At 65.1% G+C, this 14434-nt stretch carries 13 protein-coding genes and 1 tRNA gene; 5 read left to right on the forward strand and 9 right to left on the reverse strand.

Annotated elements, in window-relative coordinates:
- The first annotated feature begins 141 nt into the window (after positions 1 to 141).
- The 5 genes from GGR61_RS04880 to GGR61_RS04900 all read left to right on the forward strand — a co-directional run bounded on the left by GGR61_RS04880 (position 142) and on the right by GGR61_RS04900 (position 4606).
- A complete protein-coding gene (locus GGR61_RS04880; RefSeq protein ID WP_184620634.1) occupies positions 142 to 1749 on the forward strand; it encodes a cytochrome ubiquinol oxidase subunit I in 1608 nt (535 codons plus the stop codon).
- 15 nt (positions 1750 to 1764) lie between these two features.
- Entirely contained in the window at positions 1765 to 2916 is a 1152-nt protein-coding gene (gene cydB, locus GGR61_RS04885) for a cytochrome d ubiquinol oxidase subunit II (RefSeq protein ID WP_184620635.1), read from the forward strand.
- A 94-nt stretch (positions 2917 to 3010) separates the two neighbouring features.
- On the forward strand, positions 3011 to 3121 hold the full coding sequence (cydX, locus tag GGR61_RS04890; protein WP_184620636.1) for a cytochrome bd-I oxidase subunit CydX: 111 nt from the start codon (positions 3011 to 3013) through the stop codon (positions 3119 to 3121).
- A 59-nt stretch (positions 3122 to 3180) separates the two neighbouring features.
- Positions 3181 to 3257, forward strand: a tRNA-Pro gene (locus GGR61_RS04895).
- A gap of 83 nt (positions 3258 to 3340) precedes the next feature.
- Positions 3341 to 4606, forward strand: a complete 1266-nt coding sequence (locus GGR61_RS04900) for an MFS transporter (RefSeq protein ID WP_184620637.1) — start codon at positions 3341 to 3343, stop codon at positions 4604 to 4606.
- Here GGR61_RS04900 and GGR61_RS04905 read toward each other — a convergent pair.
- The 9 genes from GGR61_RS04905 to GGR61_RS04945 form a co-directional block, all read right to left on the reverse strand.
- A complete protein-coding gene (locus GGR61_RS04905) occupies positions 4587 to 6500 on the reverse strand; it encodes a CocE/NonD family hydrolase (protein ID WP_184620638.1) in 1914 nt (637 codons plus the stop codon). The two genes, GGR61_RS04900 and GGR61_RS04905, sit on opposite strands and share 20 nt — an antisense overlap.
- A gap of 356 nt (positions 6501 to 6856) precedes the next feature.
- Positions 6857 to 8101 carry a glutamate-5-semialdehyde dehydrogenase gene (locus tag GGR61_RS04910; protein WP_184620639.1) on the reverse strand — a complete coding sequence of 415 codons (1245 nt, stop codon included), beginning with the start codon at positions 8099 to 8101 and terminating at the stop codon, positions 6857 to 6859.
- 159 nt (positions 8102 to 8260) lie between these two features.
- The gene (gene proB / locus GGR61_RS04915) at positions 8261 to 9415 is read right to left on the reverse strand and encodes a glutamate 5-kinase (RefSeq protein ID WP_184620640.1); all 1155 of its coding nucleotides are present in this window, start codon (positions 9413 to 9415) and stop codon (positions 8261 to 8263) included.
- Between the two features lie 13 nt (positions 9416 to 9428).
- Positions 9429 to 9689, reverse strand: a complete 261-nt coding sequence (locus GGR61_RS04920; protein ID WP_184408097.1) for a YciI family protein — start codon at positions 9687 to 9689, stop codon at positions 9429 to 9431.
- Entirely contained in the window at positions 9689 to 10051 is a 363-nt protein-coding gene (locus tag GGR61_RS04925) for a cupin domain-containing protein (protein WP_184408096.1), read from the reverse strand. The genes GGR61_RS04920 and GGR61_RS04925 overlap by 1 nt, the downstream gene beginning before the upstream one ends.
- Entirely contained in the window at positions 10051 to 11346 is a 1296-nt protein-coding gene (locus tag GGR61_RS04930) for an argininosuccinate lyase (protein ID WP_184620641.1), read from the reverse strand. The genes GGR61_RS04925 and GGR61_RS04930 overlap by 1 nt, the downstream gene beginning before the upstream one ends.
- 148 nt (positions 11347 to 11494) lie before the next feature.
- Positions 11495 to 12448, reverse strand: coding sequence for an N-acetyl-gamma-glutamyl-phosphate reductase (argC, locus tag GGR61_RS04935; protein ID WP_184620642.1), 954 nt, complete (start codon positions 12446 to 12448; stop codon positions 11495 to 11497).
- Positions 12445 to 13056, reverse strand: coding sequence for a GNAT family N-acetyltransferase (locus GGR61_RS04940; RefSeq protein WP_184408093.1), 612 nt, complete (start codon positions 13054 to 13056; stop codon positions 12445 to 12447). Before GGR61_RS04940 ends, argC begins: the two co-directional genes overlap by 4 nt.
- 5 nt (positions 13057 to 13061) lie before the next feature.
- A complete protein-coding gene (locus GGR61_RS04945; RefSeq protein ID WP_184620643.1) occupies positions 13062 to 14405 on the reverse strand; it encodes an acetylglutamate kinase in 1344 nt (447 codons plus the stop codon).
- Between the last annotated feature and the right edge of the window lie 29 nt (positions 14406 to 14434).

Genomic DNA, 14434 nt, shown 5'->3' on the forward strand with positions numbered 1-14434 from the left:
TAAGTCGCCACTTGCCGCTACGGGCTGCGCATTGTGCCGCACCCGCTCGCCACGGCATTGATTTGGATCAACGCGCATGTCGCGGCAAGCGCAGATGATCGGACGCATTCCTTCATCGACACCCAACCAGGCCCACCCGCCATGATCGACTCGACAGTTGTCGAACTGTCGCGGCTGCAGTTTGCAGTCACCGCGATGTACCACTTCATCTTCCCACCGCTCACCATGGGCCTGTCGTTCCTGCTCGGCATCATGGAGAGCGTCTATGTGATGACCGGCAAGGACATCTGGCGGCGCATGACGATGTTCTGGGGCGTGCTGTTCGGCATCAACTTCGCCATGGGCGTGGGCACCGGCATCGTGATGGAGTTCGAGTTCGGCATGAACTGGTCGTACTACAGCCATTACGTGGGCGATATCTTCGGCGCACCGCTGGCAATCGAGGGCCTGATGGCGTTCTTCCTGGAAGCGACCTTCCTGGGCCTGTTCTTCCTCGGCTGGAACCGGCTGAGCAAGGTGCAGCATCTGGCCACCACCTGGCTGGTGGCGCTGGGCAGCAACTTCTCGGCGTTGTGGATTTTGATCGCCAACGGCTGGATGCAGAATCCGACCGGCGCGGTGTTCAACCCGGACACCATGCGCATGGAAGTAGTCGACTTCATGGCGGTGCTGTTCAACCCGGTGGCGCAGGCCAAGTTCGTGCACACCGTCAGCGCGGGATATGTGCTCGGTGCGGTGTTCGTGATGTCGATCAGCGCGTTCTACCTGCTGCGCGGCAAGCATGTGGAGATGGCGCGGCGTTCGTTCGCGGTGGCTGCCGCGTTCGGCCTGCTGTCGTCGCTGTCGGTGGTGGTGCTCGGCGATGAGAGCGGCTATGCCGCCAACGAACATCAAAAAATGAAACTGGCGGCGATCGAAGCGATGTGGGAAACCGAAGCCGCGCCGGCCGACTTCACCGCCTTCGGCATTCCCAACCAGCAGACTCATACCAACGACTACGCGATCAAGATTCCGTATCTGATGGGGTTGATCGCCACGCGCTCGCTGGACCAGCCAATCCCCGGCATCCTGGAACTGGTCGGACGCGCCGAACACCGCATCCGCGGCGGTCAGATCGCCTACGGCGCGCTGCAGCGTATCCGCGCCAACAAGGACGACGCCGACGCGCGCAAGATCTTCGATGCGCATTGGCAGGATCTGGGCCACGGCCTGCTGCTCAAGCGCTATCGCGACGATATCGGCAATGCCACGCCGCAGCAGATCGCCCAGGCCGCCATGGACACGGTGCCGCGCGTGCTGCCGCTGTTCTGGACCTTCCGCATCATGGCCGCCATCGGCATCTATCTGATCGCCTTTTTCGCCGTCGCGTTCTGGTTCGCCTGCAAGCACAGCTTCCAGGAAAAGCGCTGGTTTCTGACCGTGGCGCTGTGGACCCTGCCGCTGCCGTGGATCGCGATCGAGTGCGGTTGGTTCGTGGCCGAATACGGCCGCCAGCCGTGGGCGGTGGAAGGCGTGCTGCCGACTTTCTATGCGGCATCGGGCCTGGATCTGTACGAAATCGTGTTGACCCTGGTCGGCTTCACCGCGCTGTACACCACGCTGCTGGTGATCGCGGTCAGGTTGTCGTTGAAGACGATCGGCAAAGGCCCGGACCTGCTGTTTCCGCCGAGCAACACCATCCCGTCACCGAACACCAGCTCGCCCCACGCGTCCACACCCAACGCCCCATTGCGCACCGGCGCACCGTAAGCCAGGAGAGACACCATGGATTTCATCTTGCTCGACTACACCACGCTGCGCCTGATCTGGTGGCTGCTGCTGGGCGTGTTGCTGTCCGGTTACGCGGTGATGGGCGGCTTCGATCTGGGCGTCAGCACGTTGTTGCCGCTGGTCGCCCGCAACGATACCGAACGGCGCCTGGTGATCAACACCATCGGCCCGGTCTGGGAAGGCAGCCAGGTGTGGCTGATCCTGGGAGGCGGTGCGATCTTCGCTGCATTCCCGCCGTTGTATGCGGTGAGTTTTCCCGGGTTCTATCTGGCGATGTTCCTGATCCTGTTCGCGCTGATCCTGCGCCCGGTCGGCTTCAAGTTCCGCAGCAAGCTGGCCGGGCCGCGCTGGCGCAACAACTGGGATTGGGCGTTGTTTGTCGGCGGCTGCATTCCGGCGCTGATCATGGGCGTGGCGGTCGGCAACGTGGTGCTCGGTGTGCCGTTCCACTTCGACGACAGCATGCGCACGTTCTACACCGGCAACCTGTTCGGGCTGCTGACGCCGTTCGCGCTGCTCGCCGGGCTGCTCAGCGTGGCGATGCTGATGGCGCACGGCGCGGCGATGCTGGTGCTCAAGACCGACGGACCGGTGGCCGCACGTGCGGCGCGGTTCGGCAGCATCGCCGCGCTCTGTGCAGTGGCAGTGTTTGTGGCCGCCGGCGCCTGGGTGTCACTGGGATTGCCAGGCTATGCGGTGACCTCGGCTCTGGCCACCGATGCACCCACCAATCCGCTGGCCAAGACCGTAGCACTCACGGCCGCCGGCGGTTGGTTGCACAACTACACCCGCATGCCGGCCACGTTGATCGCGCCGCTGGTGGGCCTGGTCGGGCTGGCGATGAATGCGCTGCTGTTGCGTGTACGTCGCGGCGGCCTGGCGTTCATCGCCTCGGGCTGCGCCATCGTCGGCATCATCTTCACTGTCGGCTTTGCGTTGTTTCCGTTTCTGCTGCCCTCTTCCACCGCACCCAGCGCAAGCCTGACGTTGTGGGATGCCTCCAGCAGCCGTTTGACGCTATGGATCATGTTGCTGGCAACCAGCGTGTTCCTGCCGATCGTGCTGGTCTACACGAGCTGGGTTTATCGCGTGCTCAAGGGCAAGGTCACTGCCGACGAAATGGCGGTCAATCCAAACGCATATTGAGTTCGTCTCGTCTCGTCGCCGCTGCGATGCGCATCGCAGCCGCAATGCCGCTTCACCCTTTCACGCTGATCGACGTCACTTGAGGAGAACACCGATGTGGTATTTCGCATGGATCCTGGGCACCGGCCTGGCGGCCTTGGCTGGCGTGCTCAACGGCATGTGGTTTGAAGCCCGCGAGCCCGGGCGTGGCCAATCGCAGCAGTAAAAATATTTCGCTGAATGCTTGCCGATTCCGCATTCCCTATGTAACATACGCGGCTCCTTCGGGGTGTAGCTCAGTCTGGTAGAGCGCTACGTTCGGGACGTAGAGGTCGCAGGTTCGAATCCTGTCTCCCCGACCAGTTTCAAAACACAAACCGGCCTCGTGCCGGTTTTGTGTTTTCAGGCGCCGTCGCACGGATGTGCACGGTGCGGATGGTCTGTCATGTCTGTTGTCACTGCCGCTGCATCCTCGTCCGCCCGCCTGCGTGGTCGCGGGTTGGTGCTGGCTGCGATCCTGTTGTCCGCGTTCAATCTACGCACTGCAGTGACGTCGCTGACGCCGCTGCTGGAACGCATCGCCGACGAGTACGCATTCGGCGCGCCCACCATGGGCGCGCTCGGCATGTTGCCGACCGCTGCGTTCGCACTCACCGGGGTTGCCACGCCTGCGCTGCTGCGCCGTTTCGGCCTGCCGCGCATCGCGCTGGTGTCGATGGCCCTGGCAACGCTCGGCTTGCTCTTGCGTCCGCTGCTGCCGGGCACTGCCGGGCTGCTGGTCGGATCGTTGGTCGCGCTGGCCGGCATGGGCATGGGCAATGTGGTGTTGCCGCCCTTGGTCAAACGCTACTTCGGCGACCGCGTCGGCGGTGTCAGCACGCTGTACATCACCGTGCTGCAGGTCGGCACCTTGCTGCCGGCGTTGCTGGCGGTACCGGTGGCCGATGCGCTCGGCTGGCGCAGCTCGATGGTGGTGTGGGTCCTGCCGGCGTTGCTGGCGTTGGCGGCGTGGGCGCTGGTGCAGGCCAACCATCGCCGTCTGCGCGCCACCGGGCCGGCGCCGGTCACGCCCACCCCGGAGGCCGAAGGCCGCGTGGCGCGTACCGCCTTGGGCTGGAGCATGGCGCTGACCTTCGGCATGACCTCGCTGATCACCTATTCGATGTTCACCTGGTTGCCGACGCTGCTGCGCGAAGCCGGCGCATCGCCTGCGTTCGGCGGGACCATGGTGGCGCTGTTCGCGGCACTGGGCATGATCGGCGCGTTGACGATGCCGGCACTGGCAGTGCGCATGCGCAACCCGTTTCCGATCGTGCTGCTATGCGCGGCCTGCGATGTGGCCGCATTCGCCGGCCTGTGGTGGGCACCGCTGGCCGCGCCGGTGCTGTGGGTGACGCTGCTCGGCCTGGGGCCGAGCACGTTTCCGCTGGCGCTGGTGCTGGTCAACCAGCGTTGCCGCACGGCCGCCGGCTCGGCGGCGCTGTCCGGGTTTTCGCAGGGTGTGGGCTACGCGGTGAGCTGTCTGGGGCCGTTCCTGTTCGGCTGGCTGCATGCGCACAATGGCGGCTGGACCGCGCCGTTCGGCTTTCTGCTGATCTGCCTGCTGGTGAAGCTGGCAAGCGCCTGGGTGGCCTGCCGCCCGCAGTTGCTGGAAGACGTGTGGGCGCCGCCAGCACGCGGCGCCCGCGCGGTCAACGGACCGGCAGACTGATGTAGCTGGGCTGCTCCGGGCTCACGTAGACCCGCTGGGTGGCCTTTTGATAATCCCCCGGCTTGGCGAAGAAGATGTTGTCCACGTAGGTCTGCGGATTGCGGTCGTACAGCGGGAACAGGCTGGACTGCACCTGCACCATCACCCGGTGGCCGGGCTGGAAGGTGTGGTTGGCGGTCGGCAAGCCGAACTGGAACGCCAGCGGTTGATTGGATGCCAGCGGCTTGGGCGCGCTGAAACTTTCGCGATAACGGCCGCGGAAGATCGCCAGCGACACCGGCAGCTCGTAGCCGCCCAGCTTGGGATTGGACGCCATCTCGTCCGGATAGACGTCGATCAGCTTCACCACCCAGTCGCTGTCGCTGCCGCTGGTGGACGCCTGCAGATGCACTTGCGGTGCGCCGGCGATCTGCAACGGTTCGGTCAGCGGCTCGGTGACGAAGGTCAGCACGTCCGGGCGGCCATCGACGAAGCGCTGGTCCTGCACCAGCCAGGTGGTCCACATGCTGCGATCGGCAAAATCCACCGGGCGCGGCACGAACGGCACCGGCTTGGCCGGATCGGCCACGTATTCCTCGAAACCCGGCTGCCCCACCGCCGGCCGCTGGAACGACAGCTTGCCGCCAGCCTGCAGATACAGCGGCTTGCTGGTCGACGCGCAGCCCTTGGCGCAGCTGCGCGGCCACGTCTGCAGACGGTCCCAGTGATTCTCGCCGGTGTTGTAGATGAACACCGGCGGCGTGCTCGCCTTGGGCGCGCCATCGACCAGGTATTGATCGAAGAACGGGCGCAGCACGTCGTGGCGGAACTGGCGCGCGGTATCGCCGTCGAACGTCAGTGCGCCCAACGCGCTGCCGTCGTAGTTCACCTGACTATGCCGCCACGGTCCCATCACCAGATAGTTGAGCGTGTTGCTCTTGTCGCGCGGTTCCATCGCCGCGTAGCTATGGATCGCACCCCACATGTCCTCCTGGTCCCACAGGCCCTGCAGCCACATGGTGGGCACTTTCAGCGGCGTGCGCGCCATGACGGTGTCCAGCGCCTGGTCCTGCCAGAACGCATCGTAGGCGGCGTGTTCGGTGAGCTTGTGCCACCACGGCAATTGCTCCAGACCCGCGGCCTTGGCAAAGTCGCCTGCCGAGCCGGCGCGCAGGAAATTGCTGTAGTCGTCATGCCCCTGGCGCGCGATGCCGGTGCCCTTGCCGCGCTGGGTGAGCTGACCGGTGAAGTAATCGAAATTGACCTGACGGAACGCGCCGTAATTGAACCAGTCGTCGCCCATCCAGCCATCGATCATCGGACTTTCCGGCACCGCGACCTTGAGCGCCGGATGCGGATTGGTCAGCGCCATCACCACGGTGAAGCCCTCGTAGGACGAGCCGATCATGCCGACCTTGCCGTTGGACTCCTTCACGTTTTTCACCAGCCAGTCGATGGTGTCCCAGGCATCGGTGGCATGGTCGACCTCGCTGGGATTGAGCATACCGCGCAACGGCCGGGTCATCACGTAATCGCCTTCCGAGCCGTACTTGCCGCGCACGTCCTGGATCACGCGGATATAGCCGCCCTCCACGAACACATCGTCGCCCTGCGCGAGCAGATCCTTCATATGCGGCGAGGCCATGCGCTCGGTGCGCCCGCTGGCGTTGTACGGCGTGCGCGTGAGCACCATCGGCGCGCTGCGCGCGCCCTTGGGCAGCACGATCACCGTATGCAGCTTGACCCCGTCGCGCATCGGGATCATCACCTCGCGCTTGATGTAGTCGTTGGCGGCGTCGGCCGCCAAGAACGGCTTGCCGGTGATATCCGGCGTCATCGGCGAGGTTTGCGCAATTGCGCTGCCGGTGGCGGCGGCAATGGCGGTGGCGAGCAGGCAGGCGGCAAAACGGCGCATGGAATCTCCGGCAACGACGGGGGGGGGCAGGATGGACAACCGCAGCAGGGTAGGGACAGGCGCCCCGCCTGCGGGAGTGTCGAAGGTACCGGGTAGGTCGCGCTGCGGTGCGGATTGGCTAAGAGGCATCGGCGCTTGCGATGTCGCGAAATGACCACGCCATGCTGCCTGCATGTTGCGAGTCGGTCTTCGCTTGGTCAGCGTAAGCCAGCCCGAAGCCAAGCAAACGTCAGTTGGCAGACCTGGAACCCTCACGCTTCCGCAGGAACTGCAGATGCCTTGCAACATTCGATCGCACGGTTACAGCGACTGAGCGCCTGCGAGATATCCGCTTCAGTGGCACGGCAGCGCCGGCTTCAGTGCCGTACCTGACCTTCGCCACGCACCACAAAACGCTCCACCGTGAGCGCTTCCAGCCCCATCGGGCCGTAGGAATGCAGCCGCGTGGTCGAGATGCCGATCTCGGCACCCAGGCCCAGCTCGCCGCCATCGGAAAACCGCGACGACGCGTTGACCATCACCACCGCCGAGCGCAGCGCCTGTACGAAGCGCTCCGCATTGGCGGCGTCCTGCGTGGCGATCACTTCGGTGTGGTCCGAGCCGTACTGGCGGATATGCGTCAGCGCCGTGTCCAGGTCCGGCACCACGCCGATCGCCAGGATCAGATCGAGGAATTCGGCGGCGTAATCGTCGTCGCTGGCAGGGGCGATATCCGGCAGCACGGCGCGCGTTGCCGCATCGCCACGCAGTTCCACGTTGCGCGCGCGCAAGGCCTGCGCAGCAAGCGGAAGAAACTGCGCGGCGATGTCCGCATGCACCAGCAAGGTCTCCAGCGCATTGCAGGCCGACGGCCGCGTTGCCTTGCCGTCGATCAGCAGGCGCACGGCAAGATCCACATCGGCCGACGCATCCACGAACAGGTGGCACACCCCCTTGTAATGCTTGATCACCGGCACGCGCGCGTGCTCGGCGACAAAACGGATCAGGCCTTCGCCACCACGCGGAATGGCCAGGTCGATAATGTCGCTGAGCTGCAGCAGTTCCAGCATGGTGTCGCGGCGCAGATCCTCCACCAGCGTCAATGCCGCCTCCGGCACCCCTGCCGCGCGCAAGGCGCGCTGCAGCGCACGCGCAATGGCGGTATTGGAATGGATCGCCTCCGAACCGCCGCGCAGAATCACCCCGTTGCCGGCCTTGATGCACAGCGCTGCCGCATCGGCGGTCACGTTGGGCCGCGCTTCGTAAATCATTGCGATCACGCCCAGCGGCACGCGCACCTTCTGCACGACGATGCCATTGGGACGCATGTCCTCGCGCGTGATCTGCCCGACCGGATCGGGCAACTGCGCAACCTCGCGCAACGCGGCCGCAATGCCGGCCAGACGCTGCGGATCGAGCGCCAACCGATCGAGCATCGCACTGCCCACCCCCTTCTCGCGCGCCGCCCCAAGATCCCGCGCATTTGCGGCGAGGATCAACGCGGCATCCTGCTCCAACGCAGCGGCCATGGCATCGAGCAACGCCTGCTTGGCGGACGAGGACAGTTGCGACAGCACTTGCGCGGCATCGCGGCATTGCAGGGCGAGAGTTTTGATGGTCATTGGGGGGCCGGGATTGGGGAGTCGGGATTGGGGATTGGCAAAAGCGGGCGATACCGTTTTATCACCACAGGGAATCAGGCGTTGAGACACAGAGGCAACGTTTGAGAGATGCAATGCACATGCTGTTACGAATCCCCAATCCCGAATCCCCAATCCCCGCTACAACAGCACCAAATCATCGCGATGCACCACATTCTCGCCATAACTGTAGCCGAGCACATGCTCGATCTCGCGCGAGTGGCGACCGGCGATGCGGCGGATATCGACGGCCGAATACTGGCTGACGCCGCGTGCCAGGCAACGCTCGCCATCGCCATCGCGCAGGCGGATTTCCACCATGTCGCCACGGCGGAAATCGCCTTCCGCGCCGGCCACGCCGCCGGGCAATAGCGAGGCGCCCTTGTCGATGAGCGCCGCCGCAGCGCCACCATCGACCAGGATCGCGCCCGCCTCCACAGGCGCGTGACGCAGCCAGTACTTGCGGGCGGCAACCCGCGTGCGCGCGGCGTGGATGCGCGTGCCACGCAGGCGATCCTGCGCCAGTGCGCGGACCACCTCGCCACTGCGGCCGTTGAACAGATAGGTTTCGATGCCGGCCGCGCCGGCCTTGGCCGCCGCCTCCAGCTTGGTGCGCATGCCGCCGGTACCCACGCCGCTGCCGCTGCCACCGGCCATCGCCAACACCTCTGCGGTGAGGTCGGGCACCACGTCGAGCGCACGCGCCATCGGATTGCTGCGCGGATCGGCGCTGTACAGTCCATCGATATCGGTGGCGATGAACAACGCATCGGCATCGACCAGTGCCGCCACGATCGCAGCGAGATTGTCGTTGTCGCCCAGCTTGAGCTCGTCCACCGACACGGTGTCGTTCTCGTTGATGACCGGCAACGCGCCCAGCCGCAACAACTCGCCCAGGGTGGCGCGCGCGTTGAGATAACGGCGACGGTTACGCAGGTCGTCGTGGGTGAGCAATACCTGCGCGACCGGTCGCTCGAAAAAGCGCTGCCACAGCGCGATCAACTGCGCCTGCCCCAGCGCCGCCAGCGCCTGCCGCGCGGCAATCGGAGCGCCCACAGCGGCGGCCTTGGGCAGGATCGCGCGACCCGCCGCCACCGCACCGGACGACACGATCACCAGCTCGCGCCCGACCGCCAGATTGGCCGAGACGAACTGCGCCAGCCCCAGTGCAAAGCGCGGCGACAAGCCACCGCCATCGGCGGCAAGCAGGCTGCTGCCGACCTTGAGCACCGCACGCCGCCACGGCGGCAGCGGCTGTTCGGTGAAGGGCGATGCCGTGCCGGTGGGCGTGCTCATGGCGGCGAGGTACTCAGAACGTGTTCCATTCGTAGACGCTCAGCGTGGACGCATCGCGCAGGACCAGAGGGTCGCGCGCGACGATCTGTTTGGCCTGGTCCAGGCTACTGACGTTGACCAGCACATACGCCCCACCCGAGCGATCGCTGAAACCACCGGTCAGCTCGAGCTGCCCTGCAGCTCGCAGTTCCTCCAGGAACGCCAGATGCGGCTCCACCACATCGGCGGGAAACTCGGCATTGCGGATCGCCACAACCAGGTAGCGCGTCTTCATCAGCCTACGTCCTTTGCGCGTGCGGCCGCTGGCGTGCGTTCGCGGCCATGCGGTGCAGAGATCACCAGAAAGCGCGCTTCGCCCTCCGACAGATTGTGCATTTGGTGGGTCGAACCCGGTGGCACGTGCAGGCCCTGCCCCACACGCAACACATGCTGGGTGCCATCGACCTGCAGCATCACTTCCCCGGCCAGCACGTAGAAGAAATGGCGTGCGCGGCTATGCCGATGGCGCAGCTCGGCAACGCCTGGTGGCATGTGTTCTTCGAGTACGCTCAGGGTTGGATCGCGCAACAGGTGCCAGCCTTCGCAGGACTCGCCCCAGGGATAGTGTTCTGCGGTGTCGGTACTGATCACGGCCATCAGCGCAGGGCCTCCCAGCGGGCACGCAGGACATCCAGCTGCAGATCCGCAGCGGCGCCCGGCGACACGCGTGCGGCGAGACTGCCTTCGGGCGTGCGTCCCTGCCCGGCGGTGTCGGCCGATTCCGCTGCAGCCTGGTAGGCCTCGCGGAACGGCACACCGGCCACGGCCGCTTCCACCGCCACATCGGTGGCGTACATGCCCGAATCGATCGCCGCACGCAACTTGTCCGGGCGCCATTCCAGATTGGCCAGCAAGGCCGGCAGCAATTCGAGCGCCGCCAATCCACGCCCGAAACCGTGCACGATCGCGCCCTTGCTGCTCTGCAGATCGCGGTGGTAACCGGACGGCAGCGACAGCAGCTGTTCGATCTCGGTACGCGCTGCCGCCACGCTGGCGTGGGTGGCACGCATCAGTTCGATCACGTCGGGGTTGCGCTTGTTGGGCATGATCGAACTGCCGGTGGTGTATTGCGCCGGCAACGCGACAAAGGCGAACTCGCCACTGGTGAACAACGATAGATCCCAGGCAATGCGGCGCAGGTCCAGGGTGGCGCTGCCCAGCGCTTCGAGCGCGGCCAGTTCGAATTTTCCGCGCGAGAGTTGCGCGTAGATCGGCGAGACCTGTAGCCGTGCGAAGCCCAGTTCGGCAGTGGTGTGCGCACGGTCCAGCGGCAGGTTGACGCCATAGCCGGCGGCGGTTCCCAGCGGATTGCTATCGACCAACCGGAAGGTGTCGTTGGCACGCACCGCATTGTCGATGAACGCCTCTGCCCAGCCCGCCCACCACATGCCAGCCGAGGACACCACCGCGCGTTGGATATGCGTATAGCCCGGCACCGGCAGCTCGGCTTCTGCGTGCGCGCGGTCCAATGCCACCTTGGCGATCTCCGTACTGAGCGCGGCCACGCGTTGCAGCTTGTCCTTCAACCACAGGCGCGTGGCAACCAGGATCTGGTCGTTGCGGCTGCGCCCGGTATGGATCTTGCGGCCGGCATCGCCCAACCGTTCGGTCAGGCGTGCTTCGATCGCCGAATGGCAATCCTCGTAGCGCTCGTCCAGCACGAACGCGCCGCTGCGGAAGTCCTCTGCCAGCAGATCGAGTTGTTCGCTCAGCCCGCCCAGTTCCTGCAACGACAGGATGCCGATGTGCTGCAAGCCCTGCGCATGCGCCTTGCTGGCCGCGATGTCGTGCAGGAAGAACTCGCGATCCAGGATCACGTCGTCGCCAGCCAGGAAAGACTGGATCTTGGCGTCCACCGCCACGCCGGGTTTTTGCCACAACAGATTGGTCATCGTGCAGATCCTTCAAAAAAATCCGCATGCAGCGCAGGCGGAGTCAAGCAATCGCATGTACGCGCCAGGCGCACCCAGCAAGCATTAGCACGTTTGCGCGACGCGCAGCGTGCGCGCTGCACGCAGCGCAGCGACGCAAGCCAGCCGATCAACGCGCAACTGCAGTCAATTCGTCCCAGCCAAACGCCCGATTGAGATTCTGCATCGCCTGCGTCGCCGCGCCCTTGAGCAGATTATCCAGCGTCGCCACCACCACCACGCGCTTGTTGCCCGGCGCCAGGGTCACGCCGCCGATCTGCACGCCGTGTTTGCCGGCAATGCGGCTCACCCACGGCGCCTCGTCGACAAGCTCGATCAGCGCCTCGTCGGCGTAGCGCTGCGCGTAACGCGCCTGGATCTGCTCGCGCGTGAGCGGTTGCTGCAACCACAGGTTGACGGTCATGGTGATGCCGCGAAAATGCGGCGCCACATGCGGCATGAATTCCACCGGCACACCGAGCTGCGCAGACACTTCGCGCTCGTGCATGTGGTTGGTCAGCGCATACGGCATCAGGTTATCGGCGAGCAGCTCGGGGTTGTTCTTGTCCGAGGGCGTGGTGCCGGCGCCAGAATAACCGGACACGCCAAAGCACTGCGGCGGGCCGGCCAGCTGATCGAGCAGCGGCGCGATCGTCAGCTGCATCGCGGTGGCGTAGCACCCCGGGTTGCTGATGCGCTTCTGCCCGGCGTAGCTGCCGCGGGTCAGTTCCGGCAGCCCGTAATACCAGGCCGGATCGAAGCGGTAATCGGCCGACAGATCGATCAACACCGTCTGCGGCCTGGCCGCATCGATCGCAGCGACGAAGGGTTCGGCCTTGCCGTTGGGCAACGCCAGGATCACCACGTCGGCGGCCTTGGCCGCCACTGCATCGGCATCCAGGCTCTCGTAGCACAACTCGCCCCGATAGGCAGCGTTGTGGTCGGCAACCGCTTGGCCAGCCAGTTCGCGCGAAGACACGAAACTCAGCTGCAGATGCGGATGTGCCATCACCAGCTTGATCAATTCCGATCCGGTATGCCCGCGCGCACCGACGATGCCGATGGTCGTTGTTTGAACAGTCATGCGTTTGCTTCCAGGCGGAACTGCAGGTGGCGTTTGACCCCGGCCCATTCCGTATCGATGATGGAGAACACCACGGTATCGCGCGGCGTGCCGTCAGGGTGGCGGGTGTGATTGCGCAGCACGCCGTCCTGTTTTGCACCGAGCCGCGCAATCGCCGCACGCGAGGTGTGGTTGAACCAGCTGGTCTCGAACACCACGCTCAAACAGCCCAGGGTTTCGAAGGCGTGCTGCAACAGCATCCGCTTGGTATCGGTATTGACGCCGCTGCGCTGCACGCGCGGCGCGTACCAGGTGTAGCCGATCGACAGCTTGGGCACTGTCGCATCCAGTCCGTAATAGCGCGTGCAACCGACGATCGCACCTGTCGTATCGCGCACCACGAACGGCAACATCGCTCCATCGGCCTGCGCGGTCAGCGCAGCGGCCACATACTCGTCGACCTGCGCAGGCTGTGGCACACCGGTGTACCACAGCCGCGACAGCGCGCCGTCGCCCAGCGCAGCACGCAGACCATCGGCATGCGCGGCCTGCAGCGGCTCCAGCGTCGCGTGCTGTCCGCGCAACGTCGGCGGCTCGCGCCAGTGCGATGGCAAGGCGATGGGCGTCATCGTGCTCAGCCCAGCAGCGTCGGCTGACGCGTGGCGCAATGCGCCACGCAGTGCTGGATCTGCTCGAAATTTTCCAGCCCGTACCAGAACACCTTCCACTTTTCCTGCTTGATGCAGCCGTCGGATTCGGCGTAGTAGAAGATGTTGACCTGGTTGTTGTGACGCGAGCGCCAGAACAGCTGCGGCGTCTCTTCGCGCATCACGTTCCACACTGCACGCCCCAGGCCTTCGCCCTGCGCATCGTCGAGCACGGCGAACTTGTCCAGATAGGTCAGCCTGCCTGCACCGAACTGGCCTTCGTCGGTGAGAATCACCGCAGCACGATAGTTCTCGCTGACGTAAGCGCGCAGCAACGTGGTGGTGGCGAAGTACTCCGGCACCAGGGTGCGGCCGAAGCTGGATTCGATCAGGGTCTTGAGCCGTGGCAGATCCAGTTCGTCCCACGAGGTCGCACGCAATACGCGCTCGCCGCGCCGCACCAGCGTGCCCGACCCCTTGTGCGTGAACAGTTCCTTGGCCAGATCCGCCGGCCGGGTGATCGACACCGACGATTCCAGCGGCAGGCGATCGAGCAAATCCTTGATCTGCTCGATCTTGACCCGCATGCCGCCGTTGATCCACGGCTGCTGCATCAGATGGTCGAACTCGGTGGACAGGTTGATCGAATCGATCAGCTTGCCATCGGCGTCCAGCAGCCCGCCGGTGCCGGTGAGGAAAATGATCTTGTACGGCTGCAGCTCCTGCACCAGCTCGTTGGCGGCAAAATCCGCGTTGACGTTGAGGATCTGTCCGCTCGGCGTCTCGCCCAGACTGGTGATCACCGGGATCGAGCCGGCCTGCAGGCTGGCTTCGATCGGCGCCAGATTCACCGCCTTGACCTCACCGACCAGGCCATAGGTGTCGCGGTCCAGATACTCTGCTTCGAACACGCCGCCGGTGATCGAGGTCGCACGCGCGCCGTTCTGTTGCAGCGCTTCGACCAGCTTGAGGTTGGAGGCCTGAAAGACCTTGCGCACGATCGCCAGCGCTTCCGGCGAAGTCACCCGCAGCCCGTTGACGGTGCGCTTTTCGATGCCCGCCGCAGCCAACTCTGCGTCCAGCTGCGGACCGGCGCCATGCAGCACGATCGGAGTCAACCCCACTTCCTGCAGGAACGACAGCGACGAGGTCAGCGCGTCCAGGTCGTCGCGCAGCACCGCGCCGCCCACCTTGACCACCGCAAAGCGCTTGGCATCGAGCTGCGAGAAACGCTTGAGGTACTGGCTGATTTCCTTGGCGCTGGCCATGCTCGAAAGCAGGCGCACGATGGTCTGGCGGGTCTGTTTGTGGGGCTGTGCGGAGAGGGACATTGCCGTGATCGAAAAGAGGAATGGCCGCG

It is taken from the genome of Xanthomonas sp. 3058 (genome assembly GCF_014199765.1).
Classification (GTDB): Bacteria; Pseudomonadota; Gammaproteobacteria; order Xanthomonadales; family Xanthomonadaceae; genus Xanthomonas; species Xanthomonas campestris_B.

Excerpts from the sequence above, each read along its gene's own strand:
- GGR61_RS04880 (WP_184620634.1), top strand. The coding sequence starts at position 142 with ATGATCGACTCGACAGTTGTCGAACTGTCGCGGCTGCAGTTTGCAGTC.
- cydB (WP_184620635.1), top strand. The coding sequence starts at position 1,765 with ATGGATTTCATCTTGCTCGACTACACCACGCTGCGCCTGATCTGGTGG.
- cydX (WP_184620636.1), top strand. The coding sequence starts at position 3,011 with ATGTGGTATTTCGCATGGATCCTGGGCACCGGCCTGGCGGCCTTGGCT.
- GGR61_RS04900 (WP_184620637.1), top strand. The coding sequence starts at position 3,341 with ATGTCTGTTGTCACTGCCGCTGCATCCTCGTCCGCCCGCCTGCGTGGT.
- GGR61_RS04905 (WP_184620638.1), bottom strand. The coding sequence starts at position 6,500 with ATGCGCCGTTTTGCCGCCTGCCTGCTCGCCACCGCCATTGCCGCCGCC.
- GGR61_RS04910 (WP_184620639.1), bottom strand. The coding sequence starts at position 8,101 with ATGACCATCAAAACTCTCGCCCTGCAATGCCGCGATGCCGCGCAAGTG.
- proB (WP_184620640.1), bottom strand. The coding sequence starts at position 9,415 with ATGAGCACGCCCACCGGCACGGCATCGCCCTTCACCGAACAGCCGCTG.
- GGR61_RS04920 (WP_184408097.1), bottom strand. The coding sequence starts at position 9,689 with ATGAAGACGCGCTACCTGGTTGTGGCGATCCGCAATGCCGAGTTTCCC.
- GGR61_RS04925 (WP_184408096.1), bottom strand. The coding sequence starts at position 10,051 with ATGGCCGTGATCAGTACCGACACCGCAGAACACTATCCCTGGGGCGAG.
- GGR61_RS04930 (WP_184620641.1), bottom strand. The coding sequence starts at position 11,346 with ATGACCAATCTGTTGTGGCAAAAACCCGGCGTGGCGGTGGACGCCAAG.
- argC (WP_184620642.1), bottom strand. The coding sequence starts at position 12,448 with ATGACTGTTCAAACAACGACCATCGGCATCGTCGGTGCGCGCGGGCAT.
- GGR61_RS04940 (WP_184408093.1), bottom strand. The coding sequence starts at position 13,056 with ATGACGCCCATCGCCTTGCCATCGCACTGGCGCGAGCCGCCGACGTTG.
- GGR61_RS04945 (WP_184620643.1), bottom strand. The coding sequence starts at position 14,405 with ATGTCCCTCTCCGCACAGCCCCACAAACAGACCCGCCAGACCATCGTG.